18 protein-coding genes are annotated in these 19571 nt (G+C 55.9%); 13 read left to right on the plus strand and 5 right to left on the minus strand.

The genetic code is table 11. From position 1 onward, the window contains the following. Window positions 1-455: 455 nt before the first annotated feature. The 4 genes from EU803_RS15385 to EU803_RS15400 are packed head-to-tail and all read left to right on the plus strand — an operon-like array spanning window position 456 to window position 6543. Complete coding sequence (locus EU803_RS15385) at window positions 456-2189, plus strand: hypothetical protein (protein WP_129684437.1); 1734 nt, start codon at window positions 456-458, stop codon at window positions 2187-2189. Continuing rightward, a complete protein-coding gene (locus EU803_RS15390; RefSeq protein WP_129684439.1) occupies window positions 2189-3022 on the plus strand; it encodes a hypothetical protein in 834 nt (277 codons plus the stop codon). The genes EU803_RS15385 and EU803_RS15390 overlap by 1 nt, the downstream gene beginning before the upstream one ends. After that, window positions 3019-5835, plus strand: coding sequence for a hypothetical protein (locus tag EU803_RS15395; protein WP_129684441.1), 2817 nt, complete (start codon window positions 3019-3021; stop codon window positions 5833-5835). Before EU803_RS15390 ends, EU803_RS15395 begins: the two co-directional genes overlap by 4 nt. Before the next feature lie 15 nt (window positions 5836-5850). Then, window positions 5851-6543 carry a hypothetical protein gene (locus EU803_RS15400; RefSeq protein ID WP_129684443.1) on the plus strand — a complete coding sequence of 231 codons (693 nt, stop codon included), beginning with the start codon at window positions 5851-5853 and terminating at the stop codon, window positions 6541-6543. 289 nt (window positions 6544-6832) lie between these two features. Here EU803_RS15400 and EU803_RS15405 read toward each other — a convergent pair whose 3' ends face one another. From EU803_RS15405 to EU803_RS15415, 3 genes are all read right to left on the minus strand, one after another. Next, a complete protein-coding gene (locus tag EU803_RS15405) occupies window positions 6833-7216 on the minus strand; it encodes a nuclear transport factor 2 family protein (RefSeq protein WP_129684445.1) in 384 nt (127 codons plus the stop codon). A gap of 198 nt (window positions 7217-7414) precedes the next feature. Then, a complete protein-coding gene (locus tag EU803_RS15410; RefSeq protein ID WP_129684447.1) occupies window positions 7415-8287 on the minus strand; it encodes a hypothetical protein in 873 nt (290 codons plus the stop codon). Between the two features lie 260 nt (window positions 8288-8547). Next, a complete protein-coding gene (locus EU803_RS15415) occupies window positions 8548-9135 on the minus strand; it encodes a hypothetical protein (RefSeq protein ID WP_129684449.1) in 588 nt (195 codons plus the stop codon). 54 nt (window positions 9136-9189) lie between these two features. On the opposite strand from EU803_RS15415, the gene EU803_RS15420 reads away from it, so the two are divergent. Continuing rightward, window positions 9190-9645 carry a MarR family transcriptional regulator gene (locus tag EU803_RS15420; RefSeq protein WP_165352868.1) on the plus strand — a complete coding sequence of 152 codons (456 nt, stop codon included), beginning with the start codon at window positions 9190-9192 and terminating at the stop codon, window positions 9643-9645. 126 nt (window positions 9646-9771) lie between these two features. Here EU803_RS15420 and EU803_RS15425 read toward each other — a convergent pair whose 3' ends face one another. Then, on the minus strand, window positions 9772-9978 hold the full coding sequence (locus EU803_RS15425; RefSeq protein WP_129684453.1) for a hypothetical protein: 207 nt from the start codon (window positions 9976-9978) through the stop codon (window positions 9772-9774). Between the two features lie 415 nt (window positions 9979-10393). After that, window positions 10394-11368 carry a LysR family transcriptional regulator gene (locus tag EU803_RS15430; RefSeq protein ID WP_242494390.1) on the minus strand — a complete coding sequence of 325 codons (975 nt, stop codon included), beginning with the start codon at window positions 11366-11368 and terminating at the stop codon, window positions 10394-10396. A gap of 164 nt (window positions 11369-11532) precedes the next feature. Between EU803_RS15430 and EU803_RS15435 the strand changes: the two genes are divergently transcribed. The 8 genes from EU803_RS15435 to EU803_RS15470 all read left to right on the plus strand — a co-directional run bounded on the left by EU803_RS15435 (window position 11533) and on the right by EU803_RS15470 (window position 19523). After that, window positions 11533-12309, plus strand: a complete 777-nt coding sequence (locus tag EU803_RS15435; RefSeq protein ID WP_129684455.1) for a 5-oxoprolinase subunit PxpA — start codon at window positions 11533-11535, stop codon at window positions 12307-12309. A gap of 24 nt (window positions 12310-12333) precedes the next feature. Beyond that, entirely contained in the window at window positions 12334-12570 is a 237-nt protein-coding gene (locus EU803_RS15440; RefSeq protein WP_129684457.1) for an acetyl-CoA carboxylase, read from the plus strand. 1 nt (window position 12571) lies between these two features. Next, the gene (locus tag EU803_RS15445) at window positions 12572-13942 is read left to right on the plus strand and encodes an acetyl-CoA carboxylase biotin carboxylase subunit (protein ID WP_129684459.1); all 1371 of its coding nucleotides are present in this window, start codon (window positions 12572-12574) and stop codon (window positions 13940-13942) included. 10 nt (window positions 13943-13952) lie between these two features. Further along, on the plus strand, window positions 13953-14828 hold the full coding sequence (locus tag EU803_RS15450; RefSeq protein ID WP_129684461.1) for an allophanate hydrolase subunit 1: 876 nt from the start codon (window positions 13953-13955) through the stop codon (window positions 14826-14828). Beyond that, a complete protein-coding gene (locus EU803_RS15455) occupies window positions 14818-15789 on the plus strand; it encodes a biotin-dependent carboxyltransferase family protein (RefSeq protein ID WP_129684463.1) in 972 nt (323 codons plus the stop codon). The genes EU803_RS15450 and EU803_RS15455 overlap by 11 nt, the downstream gene beginning before the upstream one ends. 71 nt (window positions 15790-15860) lie before the next feature. Next, window positions 15861-16937, plus strand: coding sequence for a TMAO reductase system periplasmic protein TorT (torT, locus tag EU803_RS15460; RefSeq protein ID WP_129684465.1), 1077 nt, complete (start codon window positions 15861-15863; stop codon window positions 16935-16937). A 70-nt stretch (window positions 16938-17007) separates the two neighbouring features. Further along, window positions 17008-18516, plus strand: a complete 1509-nt coding sequence (locus tag EU803_RS15465) for a sugar ABC transporter ATP-binding protein (RefSeq protein ID WP_129684467.1) — start codon at window positions 17008-17010, stop codon at window positions 18514-18516. Continuing rightward, window positions 18513-19523: an ABC transporter permease gene (locus EU803_RS15470; RefSeq protein ID WP_129684469.1), complete on the plus strand. Its 1011-nt coding sequence runs from the start codon at window positions 18513-18515 to the stop codon at window positions 19521-19523. The genes EU803_RS15465 and EU803_RS15470 overlap by 4 nt, the downstream gene beginning before the upstream one ends. Window positions 19524-19571: the final 48 nt, after the last annotated feature.

The following is a 19571-nucleotide window of genomic DNA, read 5'->3' on the forward strand; positions in this document are numbered from 1 at the left end:
AAAGCGCTCAGCGTCTGAAAACAGGGAAATTAACAGGGCAATGCGGCAGTATTCGCCCTCTCGCACCTGTGAGAGACGCGAATCGCGTCGTGAACTCAATACGGTGGCGCGATTTTCCTACGCGCCGGAACAGGGAATTTTTCCAGATCAATCAAGGCAATTTCAGGATCGAGCGGGGAAGACGCGTTCCGAGATATCCGTCTTGGCAAGCGTTCCGGCGCGGAACGCACCCATTTGGCCCAAGAGGCGCGACGGCCCGCCTCACAGTTGCAATGGATGGGTCACCCAGTTTGGCCTCCATTATCCCGGAACAGCCGTTGTTGATGGCGCCATGCACATCACAAGCCAGCGACACTGCGGCAAGGGGCGGATGTTCTTACCGGGCCCACTCCGCCAAGTGCATTGACAGTCCACCGCCCATTTTTCTAACGTCTGGATGCAGCGAGGTTTTTTTGATGAGCGGAACATTATTTGAGAGACAGCCCGACGACCCGAGCCGGTACTATTTCGTTTACGACAGTGACGCCGATTCCAAACCCATTCCCGGCCTTCTTGACCTGAATGGGCCAATCGGCAACGTGTCCTTCTATTCTCAGCAACGCCGTGGCTTTTACGTCGCGTCCTTGGTCAAGCAATACTTGGACTCCGGAGACTCTTCGAAAACCGCGAACAAGAATGTCCTTATCGTCGGGGCAGGACTCTCCGGCGCGACCTGCTATCTTGCGCTGAAGTCCCTTGGCGTCGAGGGCGTTGTTCTAGCGGAGATCGCCAACAACGCGTTCACGAAACAAGAGCACGCGTCGCATCGCTTTGCCCATCCCAGCCTCGCGGAATGGCCCCTCGCAGAAGCCTTTAACTCGACGACGAACCTCCCCTTTCTCAACTGGCATTCCGGCCCGATTGACGAGGTGGCGGCGCAGATAAAGCGCGATCCGGTTTGGCAAAGATACCTCGGCAATCCCGACGCCAACAACGACCTTCTTTTTTCGACGAATATCACGGACGTCACAAAAGACGACAATCGGTTCCTCGTACAGGGTTATGCGCTGGACTCCCACGGAATGCGTAAAGAGCTACTCGATGCAAGCTATGCCTGCGTCGTCTTTGCGACCGGCTATCAGGAATACGAAGGTGTCGCCGACTATGCCGGGTATTGGGAAGAGAATAGAGCGGCGCGCGCCACGGCGGTTTCGGACAAGAACCTCGACAGGCCTCTCGTCGTCGTGGGCAACGGCGACGGGGCAATCATCGAACTGGGCAACATATTCGTCAAAGATTCCAAGATCGAGCCTCTTTTGGTAGCGCTGGTCTCCGAGCTTCGTGACGATCATGTAAGAAAGTTCGATGACCCGGAACTGCCTAAGAGGTCGGCTTTCGAGACACGATTCAAAACTCTACTAGAAGAAAAATTCCGAAACCAGCAAAATTTCGACACAGGAATTCGCAGCGCCCTCCTGCCAAGTAAAAGCAAGATAAAAGAGGTCCTGAAAGGCCAGGCGCAGTACAACCACAGCCAATCCAGAATGGAAGCGTTTCTGGTCTCCCAGAAGCACCCCTTTCTGTCCAACAAATGTTCGCCCATCTCGCTCCTAGCATATACGCTGATGCTAGATCCGTATCTGCACGAGTATTGGGGGCTGGATAACCACCGAATTGCATTGGAGCATATTCGTAGGAATTATCCGAACGCGGGCAGCGGAACTGAATTCGACGATTCTGTGGTTCAAGTGCGAAGCAAGAGGAAACCAAACTTTTTCTTTAGGCACTTCGCAAAGACCAAAATCGAACTTTTCGGGTTCAGGAACCCGGAAGAACGGAACTCTGACATCGGCCTCGGGGAAAACTTCAGAACTGGCGACTATGAAACAGCCCAAAAAAAGGGAACATACTACTTCGCGGCAATGGGATTAGGGGGCAGTCCGGAAAAGAACATAGATCTATGGGTCGAATACAAACTCGACCTAGCCAAGAAATATTGCGATGGCCATTTCGCAGGCAGCGTGGTCTCTCGACGCCGCGAAGAAACCTTTATTTACTTGGACTTCGAGCAAAACAAGTCCAAATATCGCAATATGGGCGGGTTCGATTTCGAGCTCTACGGCGAGACGGTTCGCTACCGTTCGAAACGCGATTTGACTCGCGTCCTGTCCGCGGAGGTTTCAGGCGAGAACGAGGGAGCTGCAACCTGATGCCCTCCGCGCACCATCGCCCGAACATCGGCATTGGGTCCGAACTGACCTGCGAAGGGCGTCGCTTCAACGTGTGCGAAGTGCTTTTCCACAGCGGAACCGGGGACACCTACCTTGTCGCCATCAGCAGCAGGAAAAAGCGGTTTGGTGCGGACGTCTATTTCGGAGACGCGCGGGTCGGGACTATCATCAATGACGGGCCGGAGGTTTCCGGAGAAGTGGATATAAGCCCGCGCACATGGGAACCCTTCACGATCATTCGCGTGGTTCCCGAGACCGCGGAGAATGTCAAAACGACCGGCGAGACCATTGTCAGGGCAAACGGGGCCGATCTCGTTGCCCTTCGCGCACTTTGGCAGGTTGTCCATTTAGCAGAACGTGGTCTGGAGGGACGCGGCGCGGGGCCAACGTGGGGACGCATTTCAACCGCATCGCTACCGCTCAGGGTGGACGGTTGGCTAGATTGTGATGGGCTCGAGTTCGACGCTTTCGAAGTGGAACTCGAGCCCGCGACGACCGATGTGTACTTCCGGCCGGGCCAATATGCGATGGCCGAAGGTTGGGTCATCGGCTACTCGCTCGCCAAATTCACCGAAGACAACCGACACTATGTGGTTTGCGTCTCGCCCTTGACCGAGAACGACCTCGCCGGGCCGTGGAAGTTCAAATCCGAAACGGATGCCGTGATGTCGCGACAACCGGAGTCTGAGTCAGAAATCGGCTTCGAAGCTGACACCATCATCGATGCTGTACTGGAAGATCTGGTCACAGAATCGAGCCTTGGTGCCGTGGAACTTCTCTTGAGGCAACAAGCCGAGGAGCAAGTCGCATGACTGTCGAGGAAGAAAATAATGTCACGCTTGAGCCGATCTCCGCAGGCAGCATCTCGGTCAGCAAGCGACAGTATCGTGATCTGGTGCAAAGCGTCGCCTTTATCGAGCGAGAAACGCGCAGCGAGTTCGCGGAAAAGGACTTCGTGGCCAACGGCGGTGCAATCCGCTACGTCCTCGACAGTAATGTCATCCGGGCCTACGGCGCGCCGTATCGGCACGGCCGAAAGGCACATGGTAGTTTCGGTTTTGGGCAGTTTCTTCCGCGCCGTTTCCGCCCGCTCTACGCCTTAAACGACGAGACGCTACGAAAGACCGTTGCGCTCACCAATCAACAGGAAGACCGCACCGCGGGGAATCTTCTCAAGGCTCTGACGGGGAGCGTCAAAACGCGCATCGAAGGTCAGAAAACGCGCATCCTCCAACTGACGCCCCACGTTACTGAAAGCAAATCCCACTACCGACTCCTAGTATCCCGCGTCCGTGAAAACCGCCTCAACGCAAAAAAGAAAGCCGAGCTTATCGAGACAGTGGCTCGTGTCACTCTAGAGAGGTTCGTCCTGCGCCCGCAGGACGCGAATATTCCCGCGATCCCTCCGGATCAGTATCTGAACATCATCCAGAATGTATATGCACGAGCCGAAGAACTCGGCGACTTGAACCCTGCCGCCGAACTCTACCGCTTCTTGGAGTTCTGCGGCGCAACCACAGACGAGTTCGAGGGAAAGGATATTCTTGAGGTTAACTCGGGGATCCCATCGGCCGAACATTTCAAGATCGCACGCCACCTCCTGTCGCAGACATTCAACGAGCTCTTCTCAAAAGGGGAAACCGGGTCGCGTGTCGAAAATGACCGAGAGGCGCTGGTCCAATTGGCGCTTCTCAACAAGGTCAACCATGACGAAAGGCATGCCTACGGGGGCAACTCCACGCGGGTCGTCCTGATCACCTGTACCGACGAGATTTCGAGGGCGGCCTACAGAGCACACGATCACCTTCGGTCGAACCTTGCGGAATACCTGAGAACTTATCCCGGCGCCGGGAAGGGCAGTGACCTCAAGGAGTTCCTTCGCCGCAACATCCGCAGCATGGAGCGGTTTTTCGCCTTCACCGAAGACGCGCAGAAAGACGACCGTTGGTTCAAAGCTTTCGGCCTGCTCTATGTCCGCCACATCTCAGGTTTCCTCGGTAATCTCTCAGAAGCGTCCGACACATATTGGGACGAAAGCGCGCCCAGCACCGCGGAGACGCGCCAAGCCCCGACGCGACACGAGAGTATCGCACTGTTTTCCGGCCTGTTTCTCGAACAAACCGCGCGAACCGAGCTGCCGTTGAGCGTCCTGAGCGACATCATAAATGAGCCAAAGCGGTTCGTTCACATCCCGCCGGGCTTTCGCGTCAGCTTCATCGACCTTTTGAAAAAATGGAGAGACTTCATCCAGAATGCACTCGGTCGGAGCGATATTCACTTGTCGACGGAACCGGACGACGAAGCACTCAAAGAGGCCTTCAAGTCGGGCCTCGGGCTCATCGCGACGGGGTGCAACAAAGTGGATATTGACATTTCGGCTATCCTCTCGGAGATGGTGGAACGGTCTCGCGACAGGATGATCCTGCAGTTCTCCTTCCACGGAACGGAACTCGCGAGCATATCGGGACGGACGTCGAGACGAACGCCGCCGGATTTGTTTTTCCGCAACCTCTACGTCAGTTTCTCGATGTTCGAGAAGATGTCTATCAACGCCAGATATCCCGGATCCACCGAATGGCTCTCCGACTACGACCGGATCGTAGAGGACTGCGATCCGACAGCGTCAGACGATCGCTGGGAAAACCATCTGAAATTCCTCGTCCTCGCGGCCTCCTTCTCTTGCCTGGAAAACTGGTCGGTGGCGAGAGGGCATCTAAGTCGCGCATTGGACATCATCAACCGCGCAAAGAGACCCGGCCTTCCGCCGATCGAAACACGTGACCAGAACAACCCCAGCGGGCGAGAGGCGAATTTCCTGCAAAGCGTCTGCGAACGAATGTTGGCAGATGATGCCATTGCACTGGGGCGAGCCGATGCGGCGCTCCGGGCCTCGGAGGCCTGTGCAATCGAGGACCAGAGGAAGGACACCACGAGTGCGAACCTTCTATCTTCAGAACCGATTTCGACATTACGCTACCGCAATGAAGAACTCTCAATCGCCCTCGCCCGATACTATCTCAAACGCATGGACAGTTGCGGCGGCGTGGCGGCCAACTCGCTCGAAATCAGCGCCTCAGCAGAAAAACTCCAGAAATGCGATTCCGAGATCAAAGCGTTAAGGTCGTGCTTCGAACAACTAAAAGCGCATGAGGATTTCGACTTTGCCAATGTCGAGACCGCGACGATCACTTCCGAGACTGCGATACGTAGGCAAATGCTCGGTCTCACCCTTATTTCGGCGGCGACGAACATCGTTCAGTTGGCGGTGATTGATCGATATTGGCAACAGGCCGATCAGAAGGGGTTGTTCACAATAGACAGCGGCGACCGCGAGCCGGTCGGTCTGAACGAGTGCTTGACTCAGGCACTTCGATACCTCGTCGCGGCCAAGAAAGGCGGGGCGATCGAAGCGAGCTTGACGCATGTGTACCGGCGGGTCGCCTCGACGATGCTGGAAAACGACGATGCCTCGGGGCGGGCCGCAGAAATCGGGCTCGAACCCATAGCGACCGAGGAACGCGATGAATTCTTCGAGCGCTTCCGCTCGGGCGACATTTCCAAGATCGACCACTGGCGGTATGAGAGTGTACATGCCTTCGTGAAACGTTTGCACAAGCAAGCGTGAAAATCGATGGATACGATGTTCAAGAATCTCTGCGCCAAACTCTACTACGAACAGGACAAACCGAAGCGCATCGACGGCAACAAGGACAACGAGGGGTTCATCTCCACCCTTGTTTTCAGTGTGATCCACCTCCTATGGTGCCTAAGCCTCATCGAAATCTTCAAGGGGATCGCCGTCAGTCGCTCCCCCTCGACCGAAAGAAAAAGCCGAGCCAACGCGATCGATTTTCACACGGTGTTAAAATGGGTGATAGTTCTTTTCTTCTTGGTCTACCCCAGAGGCTTGGCGTGGAAGGTCGGCGTGGGAACTCTGGCTTACTTCCTCTTTATGAATCTCTTTTCCTATTTTTATTATCACTTGTGGAAGTATGAGCCCCCGACCGAAATCGCATCCAAACCCGACGTATTCCACGCGCGTACGAACCGGCGTTTCATCCTGTTCGCCCTATCGTTCCTGTATTCCATCGTCGGCTTCGCGGCCTTTTTCCGCGGCCCTTGGGGTGCCGAGCTCCGGCTGTTCGACCGCTCGATGGAGAACGCCCCAATCACCGATGCGCTCGCGGCCAGCGTCGCGAATGCATTCACCTTCACACCTGGACAGTTCGTTCCGGCCTCGCATTTCGGCTACGCGCTCCTCACCACGCAGGTCTTTTATTCTTTCGTCTTTTTGGTCGTCATCCTAGTGGTCTCCTTGCCCCCCAAGTCTTGAAGTGACTGCGCAGCGCCGGGAGAAATCGAGCGGCAGGAGAGTCGCCCGGCCGTGCGCTTTTCGCTTCGAGCATTGCAGCCAACAGTGATTACAGATCAAGGACGTGGCGTCACATGCTGATCGGAAATTATGTGAAGCAACGCTTGAATGTCGGCTTTGCGGGCTGCAGCCGCAGCATTATGACCTGCCGGTGAACGGCGGCTGTGGGCCGGAACCGTCGGTGCGGTCATGGACGATCTCGCATTATGTGCTGCGTCGCCGCAAGTCGGCTCTGAGCCCAAATTTGCACTCAAGATTCCAGCGCCAATCGCCGCCGATTTTCTTCGGTGTCATCGAAAACGTGCCACTCTGCCAAGCGATCATCCACAACTATGGCTTTCCAAAGCGCCGGCCCATGTAATCTGATGTCGCTGCAAACCGAATGCCCTGCAACAGCGACAAGATTGTGCTTTGTTTCCATGCGTTCGATCACATTGTAGTAGTCTGGAAAGGCATCGAAAAAACCGCGCCATGCATCGACGCATGCGTTCTTGCCTGAAACCGCATGTCCTGCACTGCCAATAAAGACGTGATCTTCTGTCAATAATTCGGACAAGCCTTCAGCATCACGCCTCGATATACAATCATTGAACAGCCGCACGACTTCGACTGGGGAGTTTCGCTCCGCTTTCATGGTAAAAGATTAGCATGCGCGGGCACGGCGGCAAAGTCCCGCAGACTGTGAATTCGCTCGCCCTGAGATTTTGCCGTCGCAGCGAATGGCTGGTTCGACGGGCCGCACTGCAGCATCCCAGATCACCGGCCAATGTCCGCAAAGGGGCCGATTGTAATAGTGTCCGAACGGTTACTGCCGCCGGCAGGCCTTTGGAACTCACTCGTTAACTTTGTGCACCCGAGATTTAACACTCAAAAGTTTGGCTCTGGCGACGAGTTCCGGCGGCAGTTTTCGTTCTGACAGGAGGATCGCGCGCACATCCACCTCGACTGGTAGGCGCGTCGCCCGGACCACCTCCATATACTTCACGCACTGATAGATTCCGCGACGGAGGTCGTCGTCGCTGGACAGGCAAGACTTGACCTCGACAACTGCGAACTCCTCTCCTCTTGTGAAAAGAACATCAACTCGATCGCCCGATAGCAAGTCGTGCTCAACCTCCCCTACGAACCCTTGCGGGAGGCCGATTGCAATCGGATTGTTGCTTGCCCATTGCTTTAGCAGTTTGTGCTGTTCGCTTTCTCCCTTGCCTCGCGGAAACAGAGCCTCGAGCGGCTTGCCGTCCCGTTCTGTGAAAGTTTTTTGCTCCAGTTTGTTTGGCCGTTTGCCGAAGGCACTTTGAAAAACTTGATCCCAGTGTTTGTAGTTCCTGACCGCCTTGCGGACGTCTTTCACGACCTCTAGCTTTTGGGCCCGATCCAAACTTTCCCACTTTCTGCCGCGCTTGTCTCGCCAGAGGGTATCAAAATACCAAGCGAAGCCAGCCCCAGGAATTCCTGACGAACTGGTGACCAGGGCGTTGATTGGAGGGGCGTCTTTTGCAATGGCCTTAATTTTGTCCATCATATTGCCCGCGACGCCCCCTATGTGGAGGCTGAAGATTTTCGACGTCTTCAGTTTGCGTTCCAACATCGCTGCAGTTTCACCGTAAGTGACGAATGGCTCATCCATCGTTTCCAGCTTCTTGAGGATGAGGGCGAGCAGGTATGGCGCGCCTTTATTATTGAGCCACTTTCTCTGATAAGCCATGCTGTCCACTTGAGATTGTTTACGCGGATTAACTTACGTCGAGGTTGAGAAGGCAAGATGGCAAATGACTGCGCCGACAGAAGGTCTGCTTTGGGAAGCTGCGATGCAGCGTGTGTCCGTCGGGTCAAAGTCCGCTGTGGGCCGGGCTCATCCTGTAGGCCGATCAAAGCCAAAGGGTGGTCGGGGAACCTTCTGCTACGCCGCCGCAAGTCGGCTCTGAGCCCAGTTTGACCGATCCTGCGGTGACCAAAAATGGCGGCTTATCCGATATTTGGTTTATCTAGACCGCGCCCGACGACCGCCGACAGAAGGCTGACAATTGCCAATGCTATCCCCAAGGTGATGAGCCCGAACTTCAAGGCCGCGAAAGTCGAGTACGGAATGGCGAGCCAATCGGCAAATGTTATTGGGTTGGCGAGCATGACAAAAGACCAGCCGTTTTCGATCATGTCGCAAATGCCACCAGCCACAAACACCAAACCAGCCAGGCGACCCATGCGCCGTCCAAATCCGCCATCCCGACTAAGGCGCCCAATCAGCGTGCAAACAAACAGACCAATCCCCAGGAACCCCAGAATGAAACCGAAATCAATAATCTGCGTCCTGACATAGATGTCGAGAGTGCCGGCGTCGGTCATGACTGCGTAGTAGCTCTTGATCGTTTCGCCACTGAAGCTTGTCTGACCGGTGGCAAAATCAACCGGATGAAGCGATGCAGCGTAACTGGCATCGAGCATTCCCTTGGCCCATTGAAACCAAAGGACGGAGATCGCCGCCAAGGTTGCATGAACCGCGACGGGTAACTCGGTTACTTTATTCAAAATATTCGACACGAATTGATTCTCCATTGCATTCCCTGGAATGTATATTCATTCTCGGGAATGATAATCAAGGAGTCTTCCGTGACCACTTTGACAGGCCCCCTCATCGCTGAGTGCTCGACTTGGCTCTCAATTGTGGGAAAGCTGTTCACGACGCGCATGGGTATCTTGCTTGCCCCCCACGGGCTGACCCCTAGCCAGTTCAGCATCCTACACCACGTCACCCGTCAACGACTTCCGGGAGGACAAAGTATCTCGCAGATTGCGGTTGCTGTAGAAGTTGAACAGCCTGCCGTCACAAAAACGACTGCGAAGTTCCAGAACTTGGGGCTTGTCAGAATTGAGCCTCATCCCACGGACAAACGGTCCAAATTGGTGCACGCGACAGCTGAAGCCGACAGATTGCTTGGAATGATCTACCAAGACATGGGCCCAGATCTTTTCAAAGTGTTTGAAAGCCTGAATGGCTCTGACATTGAAGTCTTCGCGTCGCAACTCAAGACCCTGGGTCGTTGGTTGGACCAAAATCGTTTGTGACTTTGCTCTTCAGGCGATCACGCTGGGACTTAACATGAATGGAAAGCAGACTTTGGCGCCACTGCCGCGAAAGCCCGCTCCGTCCCGCATAGCTGCTTTTGGCCTATTAGACTATGTTGCACGATGTCACCGATGGCCGGTTTTGTGGAGCCGCATCGCGGCGATGGCCAGTCGTTGGGGTCCGAGATTGACCAGCTCCTGTCTTGCTCGGGATCGAGTCCGTTGCAGCAGCGCCTCCAGGTTCCACTGCTTGCCAAATTGTCCGATATTGCGGTGCGGGCGGATGTCGATCTCGCTGCGGCAGAAAGCTTTTCGTACTTCGCCGCGGTGCATGGATGCCAATGCCCCATCAAATGCGAAAAGGAGACAGCCTCAGTCCGTCAAACGGTACATTGAGGCCTAACATGTACTGGCACTCCACTTGTTCCACCCGGGTGGGATGGCCGCCTCAACTCGATGCTTGGCTGCAATCTCGCTGAAGAGCATCTTGTAGGCCTTAGGTTGAACGTGAACGATTTTTTGCCTCTTTGCTAGATCATAAGAATATTGTTCCCCTGCTGGGTCACGGGCATCTGCACACCGGCCGGTGAGAAATGAAGCCTTCTCCATATCCTCGAGACTAGGAGCAAGGATGTCCAGCGCTTAGCCATTCCTGATTGATAGGCGGTTGGACGGACAACAGATTAGTTCCATTTCGTGATAGCACTCAATGGCTAAACCGGTCCCCAGATCGACCAGATAGGCCGGATTACTTTCGGCCACTGAATTGCGCCATCTGAGGTGAGACGAAACTTGCCTTGAAGTAGTCCACTAGGAGGTTCATCGCCGGAGTAAACTCGACGCCGCTTCGCCATGCGATCCCGACATCCATCGTCGGAATCTCGATATCGGTCGAAACGGTCTCCAGGCGTTTGCCTTCCAGAGACCAAGGACGATAGACCATGTCAGACAAGATAGCGACGCCCTGCCCATTCGCGACCATCGACCTGCACGCCTCAACCGAAGAGGTTCTAAGCTTTGTATTGGGCCGATAGTTAGTTTTGCTCCAATATTTCATGGCCGTATGCGCCGCTTCGTCGACGGTCAGCATGATGTAGTCTTCGTCTGCGATCTCTTTGAAACTGGCTTTGCCGCGCTCAAGAAAGCGGTGACCCGCTGGCACCCAAAGCCTCCGAGACGATTTCAGGAGCGTCTCCGACTCGAGGTTGGGATTGTTGAGGTTCGATGTAAGCAGCACGGCGAGATCGAAGCGATTGGCCAGTAGCCCGTCCTCGATGCTCTCCCGGTTGAGTTCGCTGATCTGGATGTCGAGGCCGGGATGGAGGCGCGCAAGCCGATCGATATGAAAGGGCAGAAAGTAGCCCAGCACTGTATAGGTCGCAGCCAAGGTGATCGTGCCACTCACTTCAGAGCGTCGCTTCGTCAGCCGCTTTGCATCGTCGACCTTGTCCAGAATGTCGCGTGAGGCGGCGAGAAACTCTCGTCCCGCGTCTGTCAGCTCCATACCTTGAGATGATCGAACGAAAAGTTCCGCATCCAGAATGGCTTCAAGTTCCTTGATCGCACCCGTAACGGACGATTGTGAGATCGAAAGAGCGTTTGCGGCACGACTCACCTGACCCGATTCCGCGGTGGCAACGAAATATTTGAGGTGACGCAGGTTCATGAGTTCAGCCATAAGAATATACAGCGTGCGACTATCGAAAAAATCGATATACGGCAATCCTATTGTTCCCGCAAGAGATCCCGCCTAGCAACTAAGCGGAAAGGTGGAGTCCTTCGCAGCTGCAGTATCGAATTTTCTGATATCCTTGCCTCAGAATAAAGAATTTCCAATTCCAAACGCATTTTGTGATCGTGGTCCAAACAAGATCAGGGATGCGGACTATGAAAGAAATCGTCGACCTCAACTGCGACATGGGCGAGGGGTTTGGTCAATGGACATTGGGCGAAGCTCCCGATGAAGAGATCATGGCTCTCATCAGTTCGGCTAACATCGCGGCTGGGTTTCACGCAGGCGACCCCAATTCAATGGACCGTGTGGTCAAACTCGCTCAGACCTATGGTGTCGGCTTGGGCGCGCATCCCGGCTACAACGATCTTCAAGGGTTCGGGCGTCGCTACATGAAGACAAGCTCGGAGGAGCTCGTTAACGACATCGTCTATCAAGTGGGCGCGATCCGCGAATTTGGCAGGCGTCACGGGATAAGCCTTCAACACGTAAAGCCTCATGGTGCCCTCTACATGGAGGCCGCTGTGAACGAAGAACTGTCCGAGATGATCGTTGATACGCTGAGCAAAACCTGCGGTACGGCAATCATCTTCTGCATGGGCGTCTCCAAAACCTACGAAGTGGCAAAACGGGTCGGGCATCCGGTCGTTCGGGAATTCTACGCCGATCGCGACTACGACAAATCCGGATCGATCGTCTTTGCCCGTCACGTGGCCCGCCCGAAGCCGGACGATGTCGCCGAGAAATGCGTGCGGGCCTGCAAGGAAGGCGTCGTGAGAACTGTGGATGGCGAAGACATTCGCATTGAATTCGAGTCTATCTGTTTTCACTCCGATACTCCGGGCGCGCTGTCCATGGGCAAAGCCATCCGCGCGGGCCTGACGGATGCCGGGATCACAATCGCACCAGCCGCAACGGTGCTGGGACTCTGAGAATACTGAGGAAGGAATACCAAAATGGCACAAGTAATTTCGCCGCTGCCGGGCACATTCTACGTGAAGCCTTCTCCGGAAGCCGCACTCTATAAGAACCCGGGCGACCCGGTCGCCATTGGCGAAACGATCGGCCTTATCGAGGTCATGAAGACCTTCATCGAGGTCAAAGCCGAGTTTGCGGGCACTTTCTCCGCATATGTGGCCGAAGATGGTCTACCGGTGACGGCGGGACAGGTGCTTGCCGAAGTGGTGGTCTGAGATGAACATTGAGCGCCTCTTAATTGCAAACCGCGGCGAGATCGCAGTTCGCATCATCCGCGCTGCCAAAGAGCTTGGGATCACCACGATCCAAGCCTACTCCGAGGGTGACGCGGATATGCTCGCCGTCAAGTTGGCCGACGAGTCCGTCTGTATCGGGCCTGCAAAGGCGACCGAGTCCTATCTCAACATCACAGGTGTGGTGGCAGCAGCCATCGAGAAGTCGGCCGACGCGGTTCATCCCGGCTACGGTTTCCTTTCTGAAAGCCCCGAGTTTGCGCGCGCCATCGAAGAAGCCGGTATCAAGTTTGTTGGGCCGTCCGCAGACACGATCGAACGCATGGGCGACAAGGTGGCTGCACGTCAGGCTGCTGAAGCAGCCGGTGTTCCGGTCGTGCCCGGCTCCAAGGGGCGAATTGAATCCGTCGATGAAGCCGTCGAGGTCGCCGCTAAAGTGGGCTATCCGGTCATGGTCAAGGCCGCCGCAGGTGGCGGTGGCAAGGGCATCCGGATTGCGGAAAACGAAGACGAGCTGCGGACGCTGGCACCGCAAGCGCAACAGGAGGCAGCCGCAGCGTTTGGCGATGGCGGGCTCTATGTTGAGCGCTCCGTGAAATCGCCGCGCCATATCGAGGTTCAGATTGTCGGCGATGGCAAGAAGGCCGTTCACTTCTATGAACGCGAGTGCTCGCTTCAGCGCCGTCGCCAGAAGGTCTGGGAAGAGGCAGGCGCGGATTGTCTTGATGAAGAGACGCGCGACAAGCTCTGTATGGCCGCCGTCGCACTCGCGGAGTCGGTGAACTATCGTGGTGCTGGCACGCTTGAATACCTCTATGACGAGAGCAAGAACGAGTTCTTCTTCATAGAGATGAACACCCGCATCCAGGTTGAACATCCCGTAACCGAAATGATCACAGGGTTTGACCTTGTTCAGGAAATGATCCGCGTTTGTGGCGGTGAACCACTGAGCGTCAGCCAGGATCAGGTCAAGAAATCAGGGCATGCAATCGAGGTGCGCCTCAATGCCGAAGACCCGTTCATGCAATTCCTGCCGTGGCCGGGAAAGGTCGAGAGCCTGAAAATCCCGGAAGGGGAAGGCATTCGCTTCGACCACTTCATGTATGAAGGCTATCAGATCCCGCCATTCTACGACTCGCTGATCGGGAAGTTGATCGTTCACGGTAAGGATCGTGCCGATGCCATTTCCAAGATGGCAACTGCGCTGGACGGGCTCGAGATCAATGGCCTGAAAACCACCGTTCCACTCCACAAATCCTTGGCAAGAGACGCTGGTGTCGCCTCCGGCGATTTCCATACGCAGTGGCTTGAGCCGTGGCTGGAAGCAGGGAACCTGAAACCCGAGAACACGTGAGGAAGCCAGAATGAAAACCAGATACACATTTGGAGGCGACGAGCACGTCTATGTCGAGATGGATGACGAAATGTCCCTCGACGCGTTCTTCAAGTCTCTTTCCATGAGCAACGCGGTGCGCGACGCCAAGATTGAGGGCGTCACCGAGATTTGCCCTGCGAACGCCTCGTTCCAGGTTCGCTTCGATCCAGATGTCATCGCTCCCGATGACATCATGGCAAAGGTCAAGGAGCTCGAGCATAAGGCGGAAACCGCAGAGAAGCGCCTGACCACACGGATCATAGAGATCCCTGTTTTCTACAAGGACCCCTGGACACACGAGACGCTGATGCGGTTCCGCGAACGCCATCAGGACCCGAATGGAACCGATCTCGACTATGCTGCGAAAATCAACGGGTATGCCTCGGTAGACGACTTCATCGAGGCGCATCACTCACAGCCCTGGTTCGTGTCTATGGTGGGCTTTGTTGCGGGCTTGCCATTTCTCTATCAGCTGGTCGAACGCGAAAAGCAGCTTCAGGTTCCGAAATACCTGAGCCCCCGGACGGACACGCCGAAACTGACTGTGGGCTACGGTGGCTGCTTCTCCTGCATCTATTCCGTGCGCGGTGCCGGCGGCTATCAGATGTTCGGTGTCACCCCGATGCCCATCTACGATCCGGAACAGAAGGTCGCGCATTTGAAGGACTTCATGGTTTTCTTCAAACCCGGCGACATCGTGAAATGGAAGCCGATCGACCGTGCCGAATATGACGCCATCGTCGCGGCGGTCGAAGACGGCACCTACGTGCCGCGGATCGCCGAGGTCGAGTTCGATCTCGATGAGTTCAACGCCGACATGCGCGGCACCAATGCAAAGATGTTGGAGGCCCTCAATGACGCTTAAGATCAAAAACCCCGGCCTTGCGACCTCCATTCAGGATCTTGGCCGCATCGGCTATTTCCATCTCGGCATCCCGCTTGGCGGCGCCATGGACCGCTATGCGCTGCGCGCTGCAAACATGCTCGTCGGCAATGATGAAGGTGCAGCCTGTCTCGAAGCGGTCTTCATGGGGCCGGAGATCGAGTTTACGCAAACCGCTACTGTCGCAGTGACCGGCGCACAGCTTCCGATCAAGGTTGATGGGGAATACCAGGAGGCCTGGACGTCCTTCGTCGTCAAAGCGGGCCAGACGCTGAGCTTCGATTTCCTGCAGTCCGGCGCGCGCATTTACATCGCTGTCAGCGGTGGAATCACAACGCCCGAGGCTCTGGGCAGTCGGTCCACATATCCCATTGGAGCTCTTGGAGGCGTGGAAGGCCGCGCTATCCAAACTGGAGATGAACTGCCGACAGGTGGTTCGGAAGGACCCGGTGCCGGTCGCACCGTTTCGGAACCTCTTCGCCGAAAACCAGGAACACCTGCCAGTCTGCGCGTACTCCCCGGGCTGTACTGGCATCGCCTGACGGACGAGGCCGGTGCCGGGTTCTTCGAAGATGAGTGGAAGGTGGCGCCTGAAGCGGACCGTATGGGTTATCGCTTCAAGGGCGGGCGTCCGCTGGAGTTCGTGGATCGCGAACAACCGTTTGGTGCGGGCGCTGATCCTTCGAATATCGTGGATGGCTGCTACTCCTACGGCTCCATCCAGGTGCCGGGCGGGACCGAGCCAATCGTTCTGCACCGCGATGCGGTGTCAGGCGGCGGCTACTTCACCCTTGGCGCGGTCATTTCGGCCGACATGGATCTTATCGGTCAGCTTCAGCCACATACCTCGGTCAAGTTCGAAAAAGTCGACATGGCCAAGGCGCTCGACGCCCGAAAGGAACGCAAAGGAATGCTTGCAAGAATAAGAGAAGAGCTCGTCTAAGAGTCAGAACTCCAACCTGAAATCGCGAGAAATCGCCTCAGACTACTGTAACTGACAAGGAGATCAGAACAATGAAACTCGTCCTGAAGACGGCCACGGCACTGGCTTTGAGTGCTGCATTTCCAGCCACGGCATTCGCCGAAGACGCCTGGTTCCCCTATCCTGCGCAGGAAGTCACACCGGCTTTCTCCGCAGATGGTGAAGTCAGCGCCGTGACCTACGAAGCCCTTGAAGCGGCTGAACAAGCCTGGAACATTTGCGTGTCATTCCCGCACATGAAAGACGCGTACTGGCTCGGTGTCGACTATGGCGTGACCGCGGAAGCCGAGCGTCTTGGCGTCAACCTGAATGTAGTTGAAGCCGGTGGCTATACCGAACTAGCTCGTCAGATCAGCCAGATCGAAGACTGTGTTGCCGGCGGTGCTGATGCGGTTGTTGTCGGCGCGATTTCTTTCGACGGCCTGAACAACGTCATCGCGGAAGTCGCGGGGCAGGGGATCCCAGTCATCGATGTCATCAACGGCGTTTCGTCCGATGCCATCTCGGCCAAGTCTTTGGTCTCGTTCCGCACGATGGGTTACGAGACGGGCGCATATCTGGCCGAACGCCACCCCGCAGGAAGCGATCCGGTACAAGTCGGCTGGTTCCCTGGTCCCGCTGGTGCCGGCTGGGTTGAAGCCGCCCATGCGGGTTTCATGGAAGCCGTAGAAGGGTCTGCTGTCGAGGTGCTTGAACCTCGCTATGGCGACACTGGCAAGGAAACTCAGCTGGCCCTCGTCGAAAACGTGCTGCAAGCAAATCCCGATGTGCGCTACCTCGCAGGCACCGCGGTAACCGCGGAGGCAGCTCAGGGTCTGATCCGCGAGCGTGGCTTGCAGGGCGAAGTGGATTTGCTGGCCTTCTACATGACGCCCGGCGTCTACACCGGAATTCAGCGGAACTTCATCCTTGCTGCCCCCGCTGACAGCATGGTGATCCAAGGCCGCATCGCGATCGACCAGGCCGTCCGTATCCTCGAGGGCAAGGACTACATCCAGCATGTTGGTCCTGAGATTTTCGTCGTGGATCCCGAAAACATTGGTGAAGTTGAGCGCACCAACATCCTTCCCCCGGATGGATTTGCGCCTGTCTTCTCCGTGTCCAACTAACTACCTCTCCCTGTTGGACTGCGGGCCGGTTAGGGCCTGTCCCACCGGCCCGCATTTTTTGGAGATCAGGATGTCATCACAACCACTCATCGAAACCAAAGCGCTCACAAAGCAATATCCGGGCGTACTTGCCTTGAACGCGGTCGACTTCGACCTTCACTCGGGCGAAGTTCACGTTCTCTTTGGTGAGAACGGCGCTGGAAAGTCGACTCTCATTTCAATGCTCGCTGGCGCGAACTTTCCAACACAGGGCAGTGTTGTCCTCGACGGTCAGGAAGTGAAGTTCGACAGCGTCGCCGATGCTCAGGACAAGGGCATCTACACCGTTTTTCAGGAATTCTCTCTGATCCCGACGCTCACTGTAGCTCAGAACATCTTTTTGGGCTGGGAGCCCATGAAGGGTCCTTTCATCGACCATCGCACCATGCGTAAACGCGCGCATGAAATGCTCCTCGAGCTCGGGTTCGATATCGATCCGAATGAGACCACCTCGCACCTGTCGCGGGCACAGCAACAGATGGTCGAGATTACCAAGGCTTTTCACGGCGATCTCAAGGTGCTCATTCTCGATGAACCGACGGCCTCACTCACGGACAAGGAGGTCGACCACCTCTTTGAGTTCGTCAATGAGCTCAAAGCCAAGGGTGTCGGGATCATCTATATTTCGCACCGCATCCAGGAATTTTCGCGCATTGCAAACAGGATCACGGTTCTGCGCGACGGTGGCAAGATCGGTACCGTCGATATGGCGGACACAGACGAAGATGCGCTGGTCGAAATGATGACCGGGCGGGCGATCGACGAAATTTACCCCAAGATCGAGAAGGGATCCGGGGAAGTTCTGCTGACCGTTGAGGGGCTCAGAACGGCAGGCATTCATGATGCCTCCTTCGAGGTGCGGGCGGGCGAAGTCCTGGGCGTTGCGGGGCTTGTGGGGTCCGGGAAATCGCGCCTTTTCCGCACTGTCATGGGCCTGACGACCCGCTTGCAAGGCACGGTGAAAATGCGCGGCAAGGACATCAGTCATGCGCCGACGCGCGACATCATCAAGGAAGGCATCTATTACCTCTCGCCTGACCGCAAGGGGGAAGGGCTCGACCTTGCCAAGCCGTCCAGGGACAATCTCGCGATCAATCTAGTCATGGGGGACAAGGTTGGGGGCGACGGTCAGCTGGTCAAATGGTCCGAAGTCAACTCCGAAGCCGCAACGATCTCGGACCATGTGGAGTTGCACGAGGGTTATCGCAACAAGCCGGTGTCCCAGCTTTCTGGCGGCAACCAGCAGAAGGTACTGTTTGGCAAATGCTTTGGCCAGAATGCCGACATCATCATCTTTGATGAGCCCACGGTTGGTGTCGACATGGGCACCCGTGCCGCACTCTATCTGCTGATCAAGGAACTCGCCGAGTCCGGCAAAGCCGTGGTCGTGATTTCTTCAGATCTTCCTGAGGTCATGAACCTCTCTCATCGGATGCTTGTTCTGGCGCATGGCCACATCTCGGCGGAGCTGACTGGTGACGGCATGACTGAGGAGCAGGTCCTCAAATTCTTCTTCGACGAAACCGGAGCAAAACTATGACAATAGAAGCAAAGAAGACCGGGGCCTTCGATCCCGTCCGAAAGACCTTTATCAAGGTTGGCGTCTTGCCATTCTTCCTGGTTGGTGCGCTGATCATTTTCACCGCGCTTTCTGACAAATTCCTCAGCCTTCAGAACCTCGTCAATGTCGCACGACAGTCGGTCTATCTGGTGCTGGCGTCGATGGGACAGATGCTCGTTCTGATATCTGGTGGGTTCGATCTATCGGTCGGCACCGCGATTGCGCTGACATCCGTTGTCTCAGCTCTCGGGATGGTTTGGTTTGCAGGGATCTTTCCGGACGCGATCTGGCTCGCAATCACCCTCGGTGCGTTTATGGGCTTTGCCGCAGCAATCGCTGTTGGCCTCATCAACGGTGTTGGCGTCGCATACTTTGATGTGTCCCCCTTCATCATGACGCTTGGTGTGTCGTCTGTTGGTGCAGGGCTGGCGCTCTTTCTGACCGGAGGCGTACCGGTTTCGAACCTGCCTTTCGCATTCGGCGATACGTTCGGCTTCGGAAGGCTCTTTGGGGTGCCTATTCCCGTCATCATCGCAGCCGTCTGTATCATCGTCATGTGGCTTTTCATGTCGCGGACGCGCCTCGGCACGCAGGTTTATGCTGTTGGCGGCAACATCAAAGCGGCCCATCTTTCGGCGATCAACACCAAGCGGACGCTTTTGATGGCCTATGTCATCTGTGCGCTGATTGCATCCTTGACCGGCTTGCTGCTCACGGCACGCGTTGAATCCGGCGAAGCCAATCTTGGCAGCACAATCGCATTGGAGTCGATTGCAGCTTGTGTGATTGCAGGTGTCTCACTCAGAGGCGGTATTGGCCGGGTCGAGAACGTGGTCCTGGGTGCATTCTTCATCGTCCTTGTTCAGAATGGCATGAACCTGGCCCAAATCAGTTCCTATATGCAGATGGTTCTGCTTGGCGCACTGCTCATCCTCGCCGTGATCTTTGATCAGATGCGCTACCGGATGATCCTGAGTGGCAATTAACGAATACGCAAAAGACCGGGGCCGGCAACAACCGGCCCCATTTTCGTT

The sequence above is a fragment of the Loktanella sp. IMCC34160 genome, assembly GCF_004145845.1.
GTDB lineage: Bacteria > Pseudomonadota > Alphaproteobacteria > Rhodobacterales > Rhodobacteraceae > SELP01.

Bases quoted from the DNA above. Each gene is read 5' to 3' on its own strand.
- EU803_RS15440 (WP_129684457.1), top strand. From the start codon at position 12,334: ATGGCACAAGTAATTTCGCCGCTGCCGGGCACATTCTACGTGAAGCCT.
- EU803_RS15465 (WP_129684467.1), top strand. From the start codon at position 17,008: ATGTCATCACAACCACTCATCGAAACCAAAGCGCTCACAAAGCAATAT.
- EU803_RS15410 (WP_129684447.1), bottom strand. From the start codon at position 8,287: ATGGCTTATCAGAGAAAGTGGCTCAATAATAAAGGCGCGCCATACCTG.
- EU803_RS15425 (WP_129684453.1), bottom strand. From the start codon at position 9,978: ATGCACCGCGGCGAAGTACGAAAAGCTTTCTGCCGCAGCGAGATCGAC.
- EU803_RS15445 (WP_129684459.1), top strand. From the start codon at position 12,572: ATGAACATTGAGCGCCTCTTAATTGCAAACCGCGGCGAGATCGCAGTT.
- EU803_RS15395 (WP_129684441.1), top strand. From the start codon at position 3,019: ATGACTGTCGAGGAAGAAAATAATGTCACGCTTGAGCCGATCTCCGCA.
- EU803_RS15385 (WP_129684437.1), top strand. From the start codon at position 456: ATGAGCGGAACATTATTTGAGAGACAGCCCGACGACCCGAGCCGGTAC.
- EU803_RS15415 (WP_129684449.1), bottom strand. From the start codon at position 9,135: ATGGAGAATCAATTCGTGTCGAATATTTTGAATAAAGTAACCGAGTTA.
- EU803_RS15400 (WP_129684443.1), top strand. From the start codon at position 5,851: ATGTTCAAGAATCTCTGCGCCAAACTCTACTACGAACAGGACAAACCG.
- EU803_RS15450 (WP_129684461.1), top strand. From the start codon at position 13,953: ATGAAAACCAGATACACATTTGGAGGCGACGAGCACGTCTATGTCGAG.
- EU803_RS15470 (WP_129684469.1), top strand. From the start codon at position 18,513: ATGACAATAGAAGCAAAGAAGACCGGGGCCTTCGATCCCGTCCGAAAG.
- EU803_RS15435 (WP_129684455.1), top strand. From the start codon at position 11,533: ATGAAAGAAATCGTCGACCTCAACTGCGACATGGGCGAGGGGTTTGGT.
- EU803_RS15455 (WP_129684463.1), top strand. From the start codon at position 14,818: ATGACGCTTAAGATCAAAAACCCCGGCCTTGCGACCTCCATTCAGGAT.
- EU803_RS15405 (WP_129684445.1), bottom strand. From the start codon at position 7,216: ATGAAAGCGGAGCGAAACTCCCCAGTCGAAGTCGTGCGGCTGTTCAAT.
- torT (WP_129684465.1), top strand. From the start codon at position 15,861: ATGAAACTCGTCCTGAAGACGGCCACGGCACTGGCTTTGAGTGCTGCA.
- EU803_RS15390 (WP_129684439.1), top strand. From the start codon at position 2,189: ATGCCCTCCGCGCACCATCGCCCGAACATCGGCATTGGGTCCGAACTG.